The organism is Ensifer sp. SSB1, assembly GCF_016652895.1.
In the GTDB taxonomy this organism is placed as follows: domain Bacteria; phylum Pseudomonadota; class Alphaproteobacteria; order Rhizobiales; family Rhizobiaceae; genus Ensifer.
In genome coordinates, this window is the sequence record NZ_JAEPRP010000089.1 from 13812 (window position 1) to 28899 (window position 15088).

The following is a 15088-nucleotide window of genomic DNA, read 5'->3' on the forward strand; positions in this document are numbered from 1 at the left end:
GCGACTTGCGAGCCCGGTCGTGGGAGACAGCGGTGCTTGCGAAGCGATTGATAACGTGTACGCGCTGGATAAGGCGGGATCGCTCCGGACGCTCCTTCGCGTATTGGTCAGCTGATACCGGCATATACCGACATGACGCATTTTGTTCGCAAGCTAAGCCTGCAACCGCAATCAACACCTTGGGGACTGGAGTCCCCACGGTCCTTCCCCCTGGCCTGCATAGCGACCTCAGCGAAGGCGTGCGGGCAGCCAAATTCTCCAGTCATTCGCTGCGCGCCGGCTTGCCCTCCTCGGCCGAAGTCGACGAGCGCCACGTGCAGAACCGCAGCTACCACCGCCGACGCGACCGATTTAGGGTCAATCTGACGAGGGCCTCGGGGCTGTAAGAATCTTACCCCGCCAGCATACGTGCGAGCATATTCTGATGTGGTCCTGCGCGCCGTAGAAAATTGCCGCGACAACGATTGCGCGGCTATGTTCCACCGGTAGAAACCAAATAGCCGCCTTGTCCCGCCGTAGAAGCCGAATCCCGGGATGAATATCGGGGCGCATCCCGATATAGGGCGTATCGACGAGACGATCGACCTCGACATGCAATTTGCGGATCCGTTTAGCAGTACGCTCCACCGCCTGTCAGGCGCATCCCCAAGTTCGACATAGGCGTCGAACAGATGATCGAAGATCAGCTCGAAATCGCGTTCGGCATCCTCAGAATATTCAAGAGTCCACACGAACAACCCGTCGCTTCCGCTCGATCATTGCCGCGACGCGGCTTTCTATTTCCGTCGCAGAAATCATTGGCCCGTTCAATCGCTGCTGGACCAATTCGCGGAGCGCTGCGGTTTCGACGGCCTCAGATTCGGTCTTTTGGCGTAGCAGTTCCAGGCCATGTTGAAGAACGGAACTCATGCTGGGATACCGGCCGCTCTCCACCAGCGAACGGGCAAACGCATCCTGCTGGTCCGTCAGCGAAATCGAGGATTTCACGCTCATCCGCTTAACTCCCTTGAGCCTTGCTACTCAGTAGCATATTTTTCAAATCTGATGAGATGACCGTCAGGGCGGCAGTGCCAAGGACGTCGGCCCGGATCTTTTTTAATGATCAGCAGGTGGCGCACTTAGTCGAGCGATCGGCGATTGCCGCCGTCGCGGGTGGCGACCCTGCCGAGCTTGAGAAAAGGCTTACATTCCCCGGTCACTCGCTTATGCACGGGTCTAGCGTCTTCGGCGCAGATCGACGAGCGATAGGTGCAAAGCAATTGGGGCACGCTCCGGACGAAGTGATTTGCAAATGCTGCCGCGGCCGCTTCGATCCCTATTCCCGCCCAGGCGTCGCGGCTTCGTGCGCCCCTCCTCATCTACCCGTCGATCCGCCTCGGCCGCGCCAAGACGACCACGAGAGACGATGGCGCCCATGGCCGGCCGGTGTTGGCCTTGAAGCAGTGGCTGGCGGACGCGAGTATGTACTCCGAGATTACACTGAGCGAAGTTTAATCTAACGCGGCGTCTGCGTGAAAAGCGCGGTTGCACGGACAGCCCTGACAGGCAGCCGGGATGTCACTCGTCGATGTCGGCCGAGGAAAACAGCTCATCGATGTCGCGGTGTCCCTCGATGATGTTGACTACCTCAAAACGGTCATCGACGTAGCGGAAGAAGATGACATATCCCTTATGCGCCGAACTGCGGATATCGGCCCGCAATTCCGGTCGCGATCGGCCGAGTGTGCCAGGGAGGTCGGCAAGTGTGCGGCACTTTTGCCGAAGTTCCCCCACAAAACGGCGCCCCGCGACCAAGCTGCCGCTTTGGCGGGTGATGTATTCGAGGATATTGACCAGATCAGCGAGCGCCGAAGGCAGCATACGAAGCTGCGGCACGCTTAGAAGCCTTCCTTGGTCAGCTGTGCGGCTTTGGCCTCCAGCGCCGCGTCAATATCAGCATCGGACACTTCACCGCCCTCGGCAATCGACTTGTTGAGGAGGCTGCTCAGCGCCCTCAGCTTCTGTTCGCGTTCCTCGACCAGACGCAGGCCTTCGCGCACCACTTCGCTGGCGGAGCCGTAACGGCCGTCCTTCACGATGTTAGATACAAAAGCTTCCCAGCGGTCACCAATGGAAACGTTCATGCCACACCTCCGGATTCGTCACAGCATGCCACAATAGCAATCCTTGCGCAATTATTGACACAGTCGCCACGTCTCACAGGTGAACGCCCGAACTCGATTTCAAGAGGCTTGAGCCTCGGTGACTGCCGTATCAACGCCAAACAGCGGTCATCGAAGACCTCGTTCCTGACCAGGGCGCGAAGGGAATTCCGGTTCAGGAGGGTGACCGTTGATCGTTACAGACCGACGACAGCAACTTATTTGAAGTGACGAAAAATCCGCCGAACCTGGTAGAGTCCGCCGATCTTCGCCGGTGCCAAATCGTCAAAAACATTGCGAACCGGTGATCCTGGAAAACCGACAGCCTAGAATCCGGCAAGGCCACAGCCGCTGAGCTGCGAAAATGGCGAAAACCGCTCCTTCTGACGTCATCCCCCGCCGCGCCGAAGAACTCGCCCTTCGATCCGCGCGACCAGCTCGCTGCGCTCCTCACCGACGACGACGTCGCCACGCTCAAACATCTCGCTGGCGAAGGCATAGGCGACAATACGCTGTGCGCACTCGCCTCCAATCTCGGCTACGCTCGAGGCCTGGTGTCAGCTTGCCAACGGCAGCCCCCTCCCCAGACCGGCGCCGGAAAGCTTGCTGCTGAAATTCGTTGCCATCATCTTTGGGGTCCCATCAAGCGTGCAGAGGCGAGTCCGGCTTGCGGGATACCGCCTGCTTCGCGCGAAATGCCCCCATGCCCCTGATACGGTACGTCGACGTCTGACCAGTTGGTCAAATCCTCACCCGCTGGCGCGGGCTCACCGGTACCTTCAACGGCCCCTCGCTCAAATCCTCCTTGCGCCTTGCGTGCGCGCCAGCGCCCGACCGCGACAGCGCAAGCAAGAAGGCCGTCACCGCCGACATTCTCGCATTACTGCTGCAGGCCTGCGCCGGCGAGCGCCTGGTCGATCTGCGCGACCGGGCGCTGCTTCTGACCACGTTTGCCTCCGGCGGGCGGCGGCGGTCGGAAATAGCGGGACTGCAAGTTGCGGATCTTGTCGACGAAGAATCCATTCGTGACGATCCGAACGACGCGAATTCCCCTTCCCTTCCCGCAGCGCGAAATCGCCAAATCGGGTTCGGCTCTCGGCTCAGCGGCAAAAGTCGTTCATTTAAAGACGACAAAAATGTATCCGAACCTTTCCTTTAATCCCTCCGTTCCAGATGTGAAATTGCTCCCGGTCGCATGGCGTCGACAATTCCACGGAGAACGGCGATGGAGAGCACACCCAGATACATTTCACTTGCGGAAATGAAGCGCCTCGGCGTCCGTCTCGAGGCATCCGCTCTCCACGATGCCGCCACGGCAGCTTGGTCCGACATCCGCTTGGGCCAGGCCCATGGGCTGAAATCTGTCCTATCCTTTCCCGAAGCCGCCCTGTGGAACGAACCCCAGTTTGAAGCGTACCGCGATACGTTGCAAGGCGAGCGATTGGGCTGGAAGCTCTCTGCGCTCTCCAGCGTCGGTGGCAGATACGCCGCCGTGAAGGTGGTCGGTGCCAATGCGATAAACCGTCGCCTGGGTCAGCCGCGTTCGACGTCGACGATCCTGCTGCTAGACAGCTTCACGCTGCGCCCGCTTTGCGTGATGGACGGAACCGATATCTCTGCCGCAAGAACGGCAACCTATGCCTCAATGGCGCTTGAACTTTTCTTCCCCAAAACAGAAGAACTCTCTGTTTTCCTCTTTGGAGCGGGCCCCATTGCCGAGCAGATCATCAGAGTGCTCGATCATTTCGGAGCCGGCATCGTCTCGAAGATATTCGTGCGCAGCCGTTCAGGCGCTTCCGCGCGCCAACTCGTTAAAAGACACAGACAGTCACCTCGAATTCGGCTTGAGGCTGTCGCGGATAATAAGAGGCTGCGTGGTTGCCGGTTTGTCATCACCGCTACCAATGCCAGCGCACCGGTGTTTGAGAGCGCAGAGGTTTGCCCAAACGCGGTTGTTCTGCATCTTGGGGGAGACGAGACTCCATCCGGCCATATCCAAAAAGTTCTTCGGTCCGGACTGGCGCTCTGCGATGACGTTTCGATGGTGTCGCGGCGAAACTCGCAAAGCCTGGCGCTCTATTTCTCACGCAAGGGATCAACATTGGAGCAGCTTGGCCCAGCGCTCGGTGTCATGAACTTAAAGGATTTCTGTGACGCGGGCGGCGGATCGGAATTCCCGATCCTCATCACGTGCGTTGGGTTGCCTATGCTGGATCTTTACGTCGCCGCTCATGTTTACGAAACCTGGTTCTCGCCAGATGGGGGCACGGCGTCATCCGTCCACTCATCTAGCACGAACTGACGCTCGGCAGCCTAAGCTTCACGGAGGGGGCGGATGTATGTCACCGAGATCCTTGCAGAGTATCTGGCGAATTATCCTTCCGATGCTCTGCCGCCCGATCTGAGGCTAAGTGCCACTTGCTGTATTGTGGATGCAGTCACCGCCTACGTCGTCGGCTGCGATGTTCCGAGTGCCCGTGTAACGCGCGCCGTCGCCCGGCACGATTTTGGAAGCGGCCGGGCTTCGGTCTGGTTTACGGGTGAATGTCTCGGGGTCACTGCTGCGGCAGTCTGTAACGCTGCGTCAGCATCCGCGCTCGATTTCGACGACGGCCATCGCGCCGCGCGCGGTCATCCTGGTGCGGCTGTGATACCCGTGGCACTCTCCGTGGCATCTGCGATTGGTTCATCCGCCGATGATCTCCTGACCGCAATCGCTCTCGGATACGAGATCGGAATTCGCATCGCCGTGGCGCAGAACCCGCAGGTGATCAAAAGCCGACAATCGGGACGTTGGACCGGCTATGCTGCCGCGGCCACGGCCGGCCGCCTCTACAGAACCGATCCCCCGGCACTCGCACACGCACTCGCTGTAGCCGGAGTGCTCGCGCCAAATCAGGAGGCGAACGGCAGCTCTGGCTATGCCAACCTCACCGGGAACGACGTCAAGGAGGGTATTCCCTGGAGTGTCGTGACGGGCCTGACCGCATTGAGCCTCGCAGAGCGGGGATTTACCGGGCCGCAGGATTTGCTCGATCATGCGTCGCACTTCGACCGGCCGAGCATCATCGCGAACTTGGTTGATCCGGCTGAAATCTCGAGGGTCTATTTCAAACCCTATTCCTGCTGCCGCTACATCCATCCCGCTCTTGATGCCTTTGCCGCGCTTTCGGAAGTCGCGGACATCAGGACCGAACAAATCGCATCAATTGAAGTTCAGACCTTTCAATGGGCTCTGCGACTTTCAAACACCTTGTCTCCCAGTACATTGACGGAGATCCAATACAGTCTGCCTTATTGCATGGCGATTGCTGTTGTCGATGGAGTTGCGGCGCTGGCGCCGGTCGGTAGTGCGCAGTTAGGCAGGCCGGACCTCGTCGAATTCGCCCGCAAGGTTCGTCTCTCGGTCAGTCCTGAGATCGACGCCCGTTTTCCGGGTGAGACCCTTGCGCAGGTATGCCTGCGAATGACCGATGGCAAATCGATCACATCCAAGATGACCTCGCCACGCGGGGACAAGGCGCGCCCCTTAGACTGGGAGGATCTCATCGATAAGTTTTCGGCAGCGACGCGGTGCAAGCTTTCTCCCAGGGCGCAAAATACTGTCCTGCAGGCTTTTGAGGCACTGAAAAAAGGAGATGCGGTCCCTCTCCTCCAGCGTCTGAGGATGCGATTGATCGACTGAAACCTCGATCTCCGCCCTTTGTGTCATTCGGATCGTATCCGTCACCGACATCTCGCAACTGCCGCCGCGGGCAAACACTGTCGGAGTCGACGCGAGAGCCATCTCCGGCTGGCGCCGTCAGATAAGCCGGCCATTCCTGACGACTATACGGCCTGCGATCACGACATGCCTGACCCGGCTCAGATTAACGTGGTCGACAACGATCAGGTCTGCGCGCTTGCCCTTTTCAATCAGTCCGCGGTCACCGGCCATTTGAGTGAAGACACGCGCGACATTCCCGGAAGCTAGGGCCACCGCTTCGGCCGCAGACAATTGCTTCTTCCTGGTCATACGCTGGATGGCTTCAAGAATTCCATCCCAATGCCCGCCGGCAAAATCGGTCGAAATCGTATCGACACAGCCCGCATCGATCAGTGCGTCAAGGTTGGATGGATCGTTGCGCCAGCGCGTCCCTATACAATCCAGTGTCGAAATATCGATGATGGCCCCTTTCCCTCTCAGGTTCTGGGCAATCGAGACTGCCTCCTCCGGGTGAAAGCTCGGGTGATTGCTATGACCGGCGACGAGACGTGCTTTCGGGTGCTTCTCGACCGCGGCAATCAGACGCTTCGCAGATGGTGCCGCATTGTGGAAGATCGCGGGAAACCCTGACCGCTTGGCTTCGCGTGCGATTTCATCGAATCCGGCCAGCGTGAGGGCAACCGAAGGCATCACCGATCGCGTGATGATATCGCGAACGCGATCCGCATCGGCGAGCCCGGAAAGACCGCAACACTCCAACTCGTCGGTCAGTTTTAAATTCGACAGGCCGTCTGCCGGATCGAGATAGCGGCCAATAACCGCGTTCTTCAAGCGCCTCGCGGCTGCGGGTGTCACTTCGACCCCGAACTCGTGCAGGAAGGCTTGCGGGATGAACCTGTACTCTTGCGCACCACCACCCAGTGTCTGCCCACCACCTGCCTCGCCAAGGGCGACCGCGCCGCAGGCCAACAACTCATCTGTCGTCGCGGTCAGGTGTCGTGCTGAAAGTCCCTTTCCGTCGACCACAAGCGCCGCCTCGATGTTTTTCGGAGTGTGAGCCGTGGAAACGCGGATATCCATGGCATGAGGTTCTGCGTCGTCGACATCTATTTCGTCGGCCATGGCAAGGCCGCAGACGTTCAAAAGGGTCGTTGTTCCCTGAAGAAGATGACGGTTCCGGAAATAGGCAACATCCTCGCCTGCAAATGGCTTCGAGCCGCTCGGCATGGAAGGCCCCCGAATACATCCATGCGCATGTGCATTGATGAGACCTGGCATAACGATGCCGCCGGTCGCATCGATGGTTTCTCGCGCCGCGGCCGCGATTTCAGCGCCTGCGGCGACGTCGACACCTATGATCCGTCCCTTCTGGACATATACGGCAGCCCGCTTGTGAAACGTCTTGCCGTCGCCGGTGATGAGACCTCCATTTCGGATTACCAGATCCATGACAGCTGTTCCTTTCGTCAACCGGGGTGCTGTCCTAGTCGCCAGTCCCTTGGCCCGGCCGAGCCGGGTTGTACTGCGATCGTTCCTGACCGGAACCATCGAGCATGTAGCCGGACGATCGAACCGTGCGGATGAGATCAGGGCCGCCGGTCACGCTCAGCGCCTTGCGCAGTCGACCGATATGAACATTCACCGTCTTGAAGTCGACGAAACGGCGCTCGGGCCAACCAGCTTCAATGAGTTGTGCGCGACTGCACGCCTGCTCGTGGTTCTCCATCAGAAACTGCAGCAACCGGAATTCGATCGGTCCCAAGTGGACGTAGATGCCGAGACGCCTGACGCTATGCCTGTTGGTATTCAGTTCAATTCCTGCATAGACGAGGATATGACCGTCGCTCGCCATCGGACCCGACACTCGCGGAAGGAGGATACGGTCGCGTAGGAAGCTGAGCAGCTTGGAGGGGGTGATCGGTCTCACGAAATTCTCGTCAATCCCGGCCTTCAGCAGATCGATAAATCGACTTTCCGCACCAGGGCCAATCAGCCCGACGGTCGTAATCCCGAATGTCCGCGGCTCCTGCTTCAGCTTTACACAGGCTGCGGTAGCCCAATCTTCTCCCGATCGACAATCAAGAAGAATGGCTCCGACATCGTACTCGCCTGCAAAATGGACGATCTCCTCGACCCCGGAACCAAGAATGACCTGATATCCCTCGGATTCCAGGATGTGGACGAGTAGCAGATAGTAATCCGCATCGGTCGAACCGATCAGGATCTGCGGTCGCGCGGAATTCAAAGACCTCTCCTCTATTGCGCAGCGTCAGTTGTGATCTGATCCCTCGTGAGGACCTGCATCGTCCTCTGTGGGCGGTGTGGCCGCTTGCGATAAATCGGCAGAAGGCGCTGTTCCACGCCGTGCCACCTCAAGCAGCGAAGTTGTGGTGCACATGTGTTCCTGGCGACAGGCAGCAGCGTGAATCCGATTAAGGCTCGCGGCGTCGGCAGGAAGCACGCCTGCTACGGCCATCGTGCTGCCGATGGGACACGGCCGACCAAGACGTTGCATCGGCCAGCCGGCGCGTTTCAAAATGCGCTCGAACCGCAGGTCCGTTGCCGTGACGATTTCATAATAGCCGTTCGCCATCGACCACTCGATGATGCCGGCAAACATCTCAAGCGTCGTCCCATGGAGAACTGCCCCCGTCCTGCCCTCGTCGAGCGCCGTGTCGACGCAAAAGCGCGAGCTTTCGACCATGCCTGGATGGGCTTCGAGCCGTCGCGATGAGAGGAGCTGCGGAAATGTATTGGCGAGCATCGTCGGCCCAGTAGCCGGGAGGAGCCTCGCGCAGCCCGCCACTGCACCTGTGGTAGAAACGGCCAGGATATAGGTGGGATTGAATTGATCGTAAGCATCGGCCTCACGATCGTCCCTTATGTCTACATCCCAGTCCAGTCTGTCGCCAAAGACTCGCGCACGCAACCGATGCATCGAGTCGATCAAGTCAGCAAATTCTCCGCGCGCTGCGGCCGGGACAGCTAGTATCTCCATCTCCATTCTCCGAAGAAAACCTGCTTCAGACCACTGGACACGAGTTTCCGCGCTTAGGCGACTAATAGAATTAGTAGTCGAGCGCTCGTCCAAAGCGTGCATGAATATCGCACGTATGAGTTGTCATACATCAGCGGTCTGTATCGAAAAACCGTGCACGAGCGTGCAGAGCCAAGGTGGCGAAGCCGCCGAGAGCCGAAATTGATAATTCAATGCGCGCGAGGATTTGCAGCAAGGAGTGCCGATGTACAAGCATACCGCAGAAGCCTTCGTACCAGTCCAGAATGCGGAACAGGGCGTAAGCGAGGTCTTCGCCCGTTACCGCGAATACTGGAGCCCGATCGGCGCCACGGGGGTCGATCGGTCGCTGGACTTCGGTGACGCACGCGTGACGCTAAGGCCGACGGACGAGGGCTTGCATTTTCGGATAGACGCGCAGGACACCCTCGCCTTTTACGGTATCTGGACGCTTTTGCAGGTGGCCTTGGCCGCGCTACCGGAATTTACAGGTAAAGACGTTGGGTGGCACCCGGCCGGCCGGTTCCCGTGTCTGTCAAAGGTTTTTCCGTAGAATTCTATCACCTGATTGATAAACCGGAGCGTGATAAAAGTCTAAAGCTGGTGACGATGTCGCTGCGGAAATAATCGCGCTGCAGTCGCAGCCTGTGGCAACAAGGCAACAGAAATATTTCGTTGTGTCGAAGAGCCAGTGGGCTGCAATGACGCTTTCAATTATTACCGCCTCGCGCGACGAACTGCCGCGACTCTTTGAGGGATGTTGATGCCGCGCCAGGCGGCAAGGACCGGCTGCCGAGACACCTGAGTGGATGAAGCTCTTTGAATTGCCTCTACCGCTCGACACCACGACCCCGATTGACCGCCTGTCGTTGGCGCTCGGAAACGATCTTCTGGCCGCGATCTGCCCGCACGATCTGCTGAAGAACCTTCAACTTCTCCTGCATTGCCTCGACTGCATTCCGTTGCGCTGTCGACACAAAGTTGAAAACGTCTTTGTTCCCACGCAGGAACGCGTTGCGGCCGAAGCGCTCGTCGAGCGCCCGGCTGACGGCGACGAATTCTTGGGCGACGCGCGGATCGGTCAGACCCGCAGCAACGTCGAGCCCCCGATTCTTCTTCCTCATTCTTGCCGTCAACTGCCGCAGCGTATCCTCAGCCTTCCGCGATAGACCGGGAATGGCGACCGCCATATGCCGGCGCTCTGCGGCGATAGCCTTGGTCTCGACCTCAAACGCCGCGGCATAGGACGCTCCGAGAGAACGGACACAGCTTGCTACTTCCGACACAGCCTGAAGCGCGGCCCTCCGCTCCCGGCCGGCAGCAAGCAACTTGTCCACTGTGCGACCGGAGCCACGTAACGCTCCGTAAGCGGCCGGATCGTTGATGACGGCTGCGGCAATCCGCTCGCCGGCAAAACCCTTTTCGACAAGCTCCTCGATCTTGCCGACCGCGCCGGCCGGATCGCGCCAGATGCGTGTCGCCGCGTCCATGAACGCGGCGCGATGATGATTGTAATGGGGAACGGCAAGCGCCCTATCCCGCGCTTCATCGGCGACGGATGTCTTGAACTCCGTGACGGCGGCAAGCATGGGCAACACGTGCACTGCTTCATTTCCGAACTCGATGCTTGCGCCGGCAACGATTTTCGAGCGATCCTGCTTTTCTGCGAGATGCTGCTCGTCGCTAAAACGCCTGATCACCTCGAACAGACGCACCAGTTTTTCACGGTGGTCAGGCGCGAGATTTTCCGGCATTCGCTCGGCAACATTTCGCTCGGCGATCGGATCGGCCCTCGCGGTGAAGGCAGACCAGCCAAAGCGTGAGGTCAACGCCTCGTTGACGGCCTTGACCTCTTGCACCAGCAAACGGTCCTCAACGGCATAGGCGAAGGCCGTCTTGTAGGCATCGACCCCGCCGCGCTCCCGGACCGTCTCGACTTCGACGAGACGCGCCATCGCCTGTTTCGAAAGAGCGGGAATGGACAATGACATATCAGAGCGCCGCTGCTGCTCTCGGCTGGCGAAGCGCTCCGCCTGCCTGCGGAACTCGGTTGCATGCGCGCGCGCCAAAGGCAGCAGCTCCGATAAAGTGGCCATGGCCGCGTTGCGCTCGTTTCGAGCGGCGCGACCATCGACTATGAGGTCAGAGCCGCGCAATCGGCCAAGGCGTTCGGGCGCAAGGCCAAGATCTTCGGCGATCTTGCGCGGCTCGACGCCTGCGCCTGACGCCAGAGCGTTGAGCGCCGACAGCGCGCCGTCGGGGTCGCGATAGATTTTCTGCAGCAATGGCCGGAGTATTTCCTCCCGCTCCTTCCACCGTTCCGAGGAGAGCTGCGCGAGACGCGCATCCTCTTCAACGCTGCGGGGGAATTCGGTGGCGGGCGGGATCAAATAGCTTCCACCCAACGGGTTGCCGGCAGCGAAAGATACTCTGCGTTCCTCGCTGTACGAGACGCTCCGTTCCCGTTCGATCGCGAAATCAAGCGCCATGCTCGCCCGCTCCCAGAGCTTCGCCAGCTGCGACCGCTTCTCCGCAAGCCACGCCGACCGTCGCGCCGCGCCCTCCTCCAATTCCGCAATGACCCGGGCAAGCGTGTCGATACCGCGCCGCTGGGCAAAATCAAGGGCATGCCCCCGATAGCCTTCCTCGCTTTCGAAATCGAGCGTCGTCGTCTTGGCGCCAGATCGCCCAAGGCGCTCAACAAGCTGTTTGAACACATGCGGCCGATGGCTTTCCTGCTCGATCCTAACTTTGCGCGCATCGGCAGTTTCAACTTGGGTTCCAGTCCAGACGTTACGCTCGACCTGACGTTCCTCGAGGCGCTTCTTGCCGGTCTTTTCATCAGTAATGGGCACCCTCACCGTGACTGTTTCGACGCCATCCTTGCGTAGCGTCACAGTATCGCCTGTCGAGATACCACCCTCCTCAAGTGCCTTCGGCAGGCTCACGCCCCAAAGTCGATGAACGGTTCCGTCGTCCGTCCTCACATCGGCGTAGGGGCTTTCCTTGGCATCATCATCTTGCGGCCCGAACTTGGCCAACCCTGTGACCACCAATTCACCGGTGACGCCGGCTGCATGGTCGACACGGGGCCTGCGCCGCCATTGCGGCTTCGGTGCAAAGTTCTCGCGCGCCACGTAGAGATCGGCGCGGTTACGATGCCTGGTCATCGCCACATAGGTCAGATGCTGATCCATCATTCCGGTGGCGAGCACGAAGGTCCGGTCGATGGTCGAGCCTTGAGATTTGTGGATTGTCGCGGCGTAGCCGTGATCGACATTGCTGTAGCTATCCTCGCTGATCACGACGTCCCGGCCATTGTCGAGATGTACCGTCAGCAGCGCGTCTGCGCGTTTGTCGCCGGATGAAACGACCGTGCCAAGCATGCCGTTCTTTACATATTGGGGACCAAGCCGCTTTGCCCGTGGTTCAAGGAAGCGGGCGTTTTCGAGGAAGATGATCCGGTCGCCCGCGGCAAACTCACGAAGCCCACGTGCCGTTCGGAATTGGCGCGCACCTGTCAGCGCGCCCTCGTCGTTCATGACCCTGCGCAGGGCCTCGTTCAGCGTCCGAACGTCATCGTTGGTGTGGGCAAGCACAAGCAGTTCGTCGCCGCGAAGACGTCCCGGATACTCGCCCACGGCAGATTTCTGAAGCAGGTCACGGCGGGCATCGGCCCAATCGGCAACGATGCGGTCGATGATCTCGGCCTTGGTTTCGGTCTCGACAATGCGGCCCCTTTGCGCATAGGCATCGAGGCCCTCTTCAACCTTGCCGCGCGCGAACAGACGGGATGCATCGCGCGCCCACGCATCAAGCTGCCGCCGCACGCCGGCAAGTTCCGCAAAGCCGATCCGTTCAGTGATTGCCCGGAACGCCGCACCCGCCTGGATCGGCTGCAACTGCATCGCGTCACCCACGATCACGACCTTCGCCCCCGCGTCCTCGGCTGCCTTCAGGACGCTCGCCATCTGCTGCGAGGGGATCATGCCGGCCTCATCGATCACCAGCACATCACCGCGGTCGAGCTGCTCGCGCCCGCCGGCCCAAGCTAATTCCCACGACGCCAGCGTGCGCGACATGATGCCGGAGCTGTTCTCCAGCCCTTCGGCAGCCTTGCCGGCAAGGGCCGCGCCGATCACCCGTCGACCGTCGCTTTCCCATGCGACGCGGGCCGCCGAAAGCAGCGTCGACTTCCCGGCGCCGGCAAGCCCGACGACCGCCGCGATGGCATTATCGCGCGTGACATGACGGACCGCATCGACCTGTTCCGCATCGAGCCTGAAGGACTTTTCCGGATCGGCCGTTTCGACGCTTCGGACGGCGGCGGCGGCCTTGGCACCGGAGACGCCGAAGCCCTTTCGCATCGACAGAACCTCGGCTGACTGCGCCATGTCATATTCGATGCGCAGGATCTCCCGCGTTGTGAACACCGCCGGCTCTGTCGCATTGCCCATTTGGGTGTCGACCTGCTGCGCCTTCAGCAGTACCAGGTCGTCCGAAGCCATGAGCCGCGCGCGGATATTGGCGAAGTCCACTGGATCATCGACATAGCGGTGCAGCGCCTTGGCGATATCGCGCTCGTCAAAGGTGGAACGCTCGTTGCCGAGCTGCTTGAGGAGAAGCTCCGGATCGGCAAGCAGCCGGTCGGCCATCTCCTGCCGCCGCGCGAGATCGGCCGGCGCGAAATACATCTCGGCACCCTTGCGCGCGAGCGCCGCCTTCTCCGGACCAAGGTGTTTCTGCGCGATCCCACCGAGCCCTTGCTCAGCATAGGAGCGGCCGTCGAGACGGATCTCATGGCCGGCAAGGGCCAGGTGCCGGTTGACGGTTTCAGCCCAGGCGACCTTCCACGCCATCATGGTTTCCTTGTCGCCTGCCCAAAGCTTGTAGACAATTTTGCCATTCGGCCGGTCCGGCGTGACGACACGCAAAGGCTCGCCGTCTTCGCCCAGCACCGCCACCTTCTTCGGCCCAAACCCCTCCTCCGTCAGTGGCCTCAGCGTCGTCATCAGATGGATGTGCGGATTGCCGTCCTTGTCGTGAAACACCCAGTCGGCGATCATTCCCTTCGATGTGAAATTATCCCGGACGAACTCGCGCACCAGCGCGATGTTCTCCGCCCGCGTCAGCTCTTCCGGCAAGGCGATGATCAACTCCCGCGCAAGCTGTGCGTCCGCCCGCGTTTCGAACGCATCCACTGCATTCCAGAGCGCCTCGCTTGCCTCGGCAACAGATTGCCCGTCCATCGCCGCCCGAAGCCAGCCCGGGATATCGTCCGGCAGCGCCAGTTCCTCATGCACCAGCTCGGAGGCTCCGCCGCGATAGCTGAAGGAAGACCCGGCCTGCTCGTCCATCATCCGGGCACGGTGGCGATAGGCGGCAGCCGAGATGACGCTGCGTCCTGCACCCCTGCTGATCACCTGCGCTCTGACGAACATGATCGCCACGACTGCCTCCGAACCTCTCAAGCACGTCGCGCCAGCGACGTATATTGCGCCCTCAAACCGGTCGGACCGAAGGACCGGTGCCGCTTCTCCGGAAGGCGGCCGACGATCGGAATTCCGGCTGCGACGTTTTCGGGATGGAGCACACTAACCTGATTTACTATCATATTATAGATAGTATAATCGGCGCCGGTCAGATTTCTCAAACAGGAAAGGACACCGGTATGGCCACAAAATCATCGATTTCCGATATCGACGCCCAGATCGAAAAGCTGCGCGAGCGTAGACGAACTCTGATAGTAAAATCCGCTGAGCGGTTTGCGCGCGCAGCCACGAAATCGGGTCTGGCGGAAATCGAGATCACTGACGAGGAACTTGACGCGGTCTTCGGGGAAATCGCTACTCGATTTCGCGAAGGAGAGAAGGAAGGCGCCTTTGGCTCAACTGCTTCACCGCGTCGACAGGCAAGTGGTGGGTCTGGAACGACGGCGGAGGTTTCTCATGACGAGTGAACGAAAGCGCGAGTCCCGAGAGAAATTCCTGCTCGGTGGCATTGTCGCGAGAGCGGGTCTCACGAAGGCCGACCGGGCTTTTCTACTCGGCGGTCTCATCGAACTTGCAAGCGTCGCGCCGGGCACCGCCGAGCATCGGCGCCTGCGCGATATCGGCGAGGAAGCATTCAAGGCTCCCGCGTCAGAGGGCGGATCACCTCGTATCGTGGAGACGTCGGAATGGCACTGAAGTCAAAACCGCTTCCGAGCGTTTTGCTCTTTCTCTT

At 60.0% G+C, this 15088-nt stretch carries 12 protein-coding genes and 4 pseudogenes; 8 read left to right on the forward strand and 8 right to left on the reverse strand.

Features of this window, described 5'->3' with window-relative positions:
• Positions 1-212 precede the first annotated feature (212 nt).
• A pseudogene (locus I8N66_RS21400) lies at positions 213-386 on the forward strand (integrase); the annotation flags it as partial.
• 5 nt (positions 387-391) lie between these two features.
• Here I8N66_RS21400 and I8N66_RS21405 read toward each other — a convergent pair.
• Together I8N66_RS21405 and I8N66_RS21410 are read right to left on the reverse strand one after the other, a co-directional pair.
• Positions 392-737, reverse strand: a pseudogene (locus tag I8N66_RS21405) (type II toxin-antitoxin system RelE/ParE family toxin).
• Entirely contained in the window at positions 718-993 is a 276-nt protein-coding gene (locus I8N66_RS21410) for a type II toxin-antitoxin system ParD family antitoxin (RefSeq protein ID WP_223729064.1), read from the reverse strand. Before I8N66_RS21410 ends, I8N66_RS21405 begins: the two are co-directional and overlap by 20 nt.
• Before the next feature lie 372 nt (positions 994-1365).
• On the opposite strand from I8N66_RS21410, the pseudogene I8N66_RS21415 reads away from it, so the two are divergent.
• Positions 1366-1458, forward strand: a pseudogene (locus I8N66_RS21415) (integrase); the annotation flags it as partial.
• Between the two features lie 99 nt (positions 1459-1557).
• Here the strand turns inward: I8N66_RS21415 and I8N66_RS21420 are convergent.
• On the reverse strand, positions 1558-1875 hold the full coding sequence (locus I8N66_RS21420) for a type II toxin-antitoxin system RelE/ParE family toxin (protein ID WP_223729065.1): 318 nt from the start codon (positions 1873-1875) through the stop codon (positions 1558-1560).
• Positions 1876-1877: 2 nt separating this feature from the next.
• A complete protein-coding gene (locus tag I8N66_RS21425; RefSeq protein ID WP_223729066.1) occupies positions 1878-2123 on the reverse strand; it encodes a type II toxin-antitoxin system ParD family antitoxin in 246 nt (81 codons plus the stop codon).
• Between the two features lie 382 nt (positions 2124-2505).
• On the opposite strand from I8N66_RS21425, the pseudogene I8N66_RS21430 reads away from it, so the two are divergent.
• From I8N66_RS21430 to I8N66_RS21440, 3 genes and pseudogenes are all read left to right on the forward strand, one after another.
• A pseudogene (locus tag I8N66_RS21430) lies at positions 2506-3204 on the forward strand (integrase); the annotation flags it as partial.
• A 162-nt stretch (positions 3205-3366) separates the two neighbouring features.
• Positions 3367-4443 (forward strand): ornithine cyclodeaminase, encoded by a 1077-nt coding sequence (locus I8N66_RS21435; RefSeq protein ID WP_291157400.1) that lies wholly within the window; start codon positions 3367-3369, stop codon positions 4441-4443.
• A 33-nt stretch (positions 4444-4476) separates the two neighbouring features.
• Positions 4477-5826: an MmgE/PrpD family protein gene (locus I8N66_RS21440; RefSeq protein WP_291157402.1), complete on the forward strand. Its 1350-nt coding sequence runs from the start codon at positions 4477-4479 to the stop codon at positions 5824-5826.
• 117 nt (positions 5827-5943) lie between these two features.
• Here the strand turns inward: I8N66_RS21440 and I8N66_RS21445 are convergent, their stop codons facing one another.
• Genes I8N66_RS21445 through traI form a run of 3 tightly spaced genes read right to left on the reverse strand, consistent with a single transcriptional unit; the run spans position 5944 to position 8845 of the window.
• Positions 5944-7296: an amidohydrolase family protein gene (locus I8N66_RS21445; protein WP_291157404.1), complete on the reverse strand. Its 1353-nt coding sequence runs from the start codon at positions 7294-7296 to the stop codon at positions 5944-5946.
• 34 nt (positions 7297-7330) lie between these two features.
• Positions 7331-8092 carry a response regulator transcription factor gene (locus tag I8N66_RS21450; RefSeq protein WP_291157406.1) on the reverse strand — a complete coding sequence of 254 codons (762 nt, stop codon included), beginning with the start codon at positions 8090-8092 and terminating at the stop codon, positions 7331-7333.
• Between the two features lie 24 nt (positions 8093-8116).
• Positions 8117-8845, reverse strand: coding sequence for an acyl-homoserine-lactone synthase TraI (gene traI, locus I8N66_RS21455; RefSeq protein ID WP_291157408.1), 729 nt, complete (start codon positions 8843-8845; stop codon positions 8117-8119).
• 244 nt (positions 8846-9089) lie between these two features.
• Between traI and I8N66_RS21460 the strand changes: the two genes are divergently transcribed.
• Positions 9090-9416: a hypothetical protein gene (locus tag I8N66_RS21460; RefSeq protein WP_223729071.1), complete on the forward strand. Its 327-nt coding sequence runs from the start codon at positions 9090-9092 to the stop codon at positions 9414-9416.
• Positions 9417-9693: 277 nt separating this feature from the next.
• On the opposite strand, the gene traA is transcribed toward I8N66_RS21460, so the two are convergent.
• Positions 9694-14313 (reverse strand): Ti-type conjugative transfer relaxase TraA, encoded by a 4620-nt coding sequence (gene traA, locus I8N66_RS21465; RefSeq protein ID WP_291157411.1) that lies wholly within the window; start codon positions 14311-14313, stop codon positions 9694-9696.
• A gap of 221 nt (positions 14314-14534) precedes the next feature.
• On the opposite strand from traA, the gene I8N66_RS21470 reads away from it, so the two are divergent.
• The gene (locus tag I8N66_RS21470; RefSeq protein ID WP_223730412.1) at positions 14535-14822 is read left to right on the forward strand and encodes a TraC family protein; all 288 of its coding nucleotides are present in this window, start codon (positions 14535-14537) and stop codon (positions 14820-14822) included.
• Positions 14812-15051: a conjugal transfer protein TraD gene (locus tag I8N66_RS21475; protein ID WP_291157415.1), complete on the forward strand. Its 240-nt coding sequence runs from the start codon at positions 14812-14814 to the stop codon at positions 15049-15051. Before I8N66_RS21470 ends, I8N66_RS21475 begins: the two co-directional genes overlap by 11 nt.
• The last annotated feature ends 37 nt before the right edge of the window (positions 15052-15088 follow it).

Excerpts from the sequence above, each read along its gene's own strand:
- I8N66_RS21410 (WP_223729064.1), bottom strand. The coding sequence starts at position 993 with ATGAGCGTGAAATCCTCGATTTCGCTGACGGACCAGCAGGATGCGTTT.
- I8N66_RS21425 (WP_223729066.1), bottom strand. The coding sequence starts at position 2,123 with ATGAACGTTTCCATTGGTGACCGCTGGGAAGCTTTTGTATCTAACATC.
- I8N66_RS21435 (WP_291157400.1), top strand. The coding sequence starts at position 3,367 with ATGGAGAGCACACCCAGATACATTTCACTTGCGGAAATGAAGCGCCTC.
- I8N66_RS21440 (WP_291157402.1), top strand. The coding sequence starts at position 4,477 with ATGTATGTCACCGAGATCCTTGCAGAGTATCTGGCGAATTATCCTTCC.
- I8N66_RS21445 (WP_291157404.1), bottom strand. The coding sequence starts at position 7,296 with ATGGATCTGGTAATCCGAAATGGAGGTCTCATCACCGGCGACGGCAAG.
- traI (WP_291157408.1), bottom strand. The coding sequence starts at position 8,845 with ATGGAGATACTAGCTGTCCCGGCCGCAGCGCGCGGAGAATTTGCTGAC.
- I8N66_RS21460 (WP_223729071.1), top strand. The coding sequence starts at position 9,090 with ATGTACAAGCATACCGCAGAAGCCTTCGTACCAGTCCAGAATGCGGAA.
- I8N66_RS21470 (WP_223730412.1), top strand. The coding sequence starts at position 14,535 with ATGGCCACAAAATCATCGATTTCCGATATCGACGCCCAGATCGAAAAG.
- I8N66_RS21475 (WP_291157415.1), top strand. The coding sequence starts at position 14,812 with ATGACGAGTGAACGAAAGCGCGAGTCCCGAGAGAAATTCCTGCTCGGT.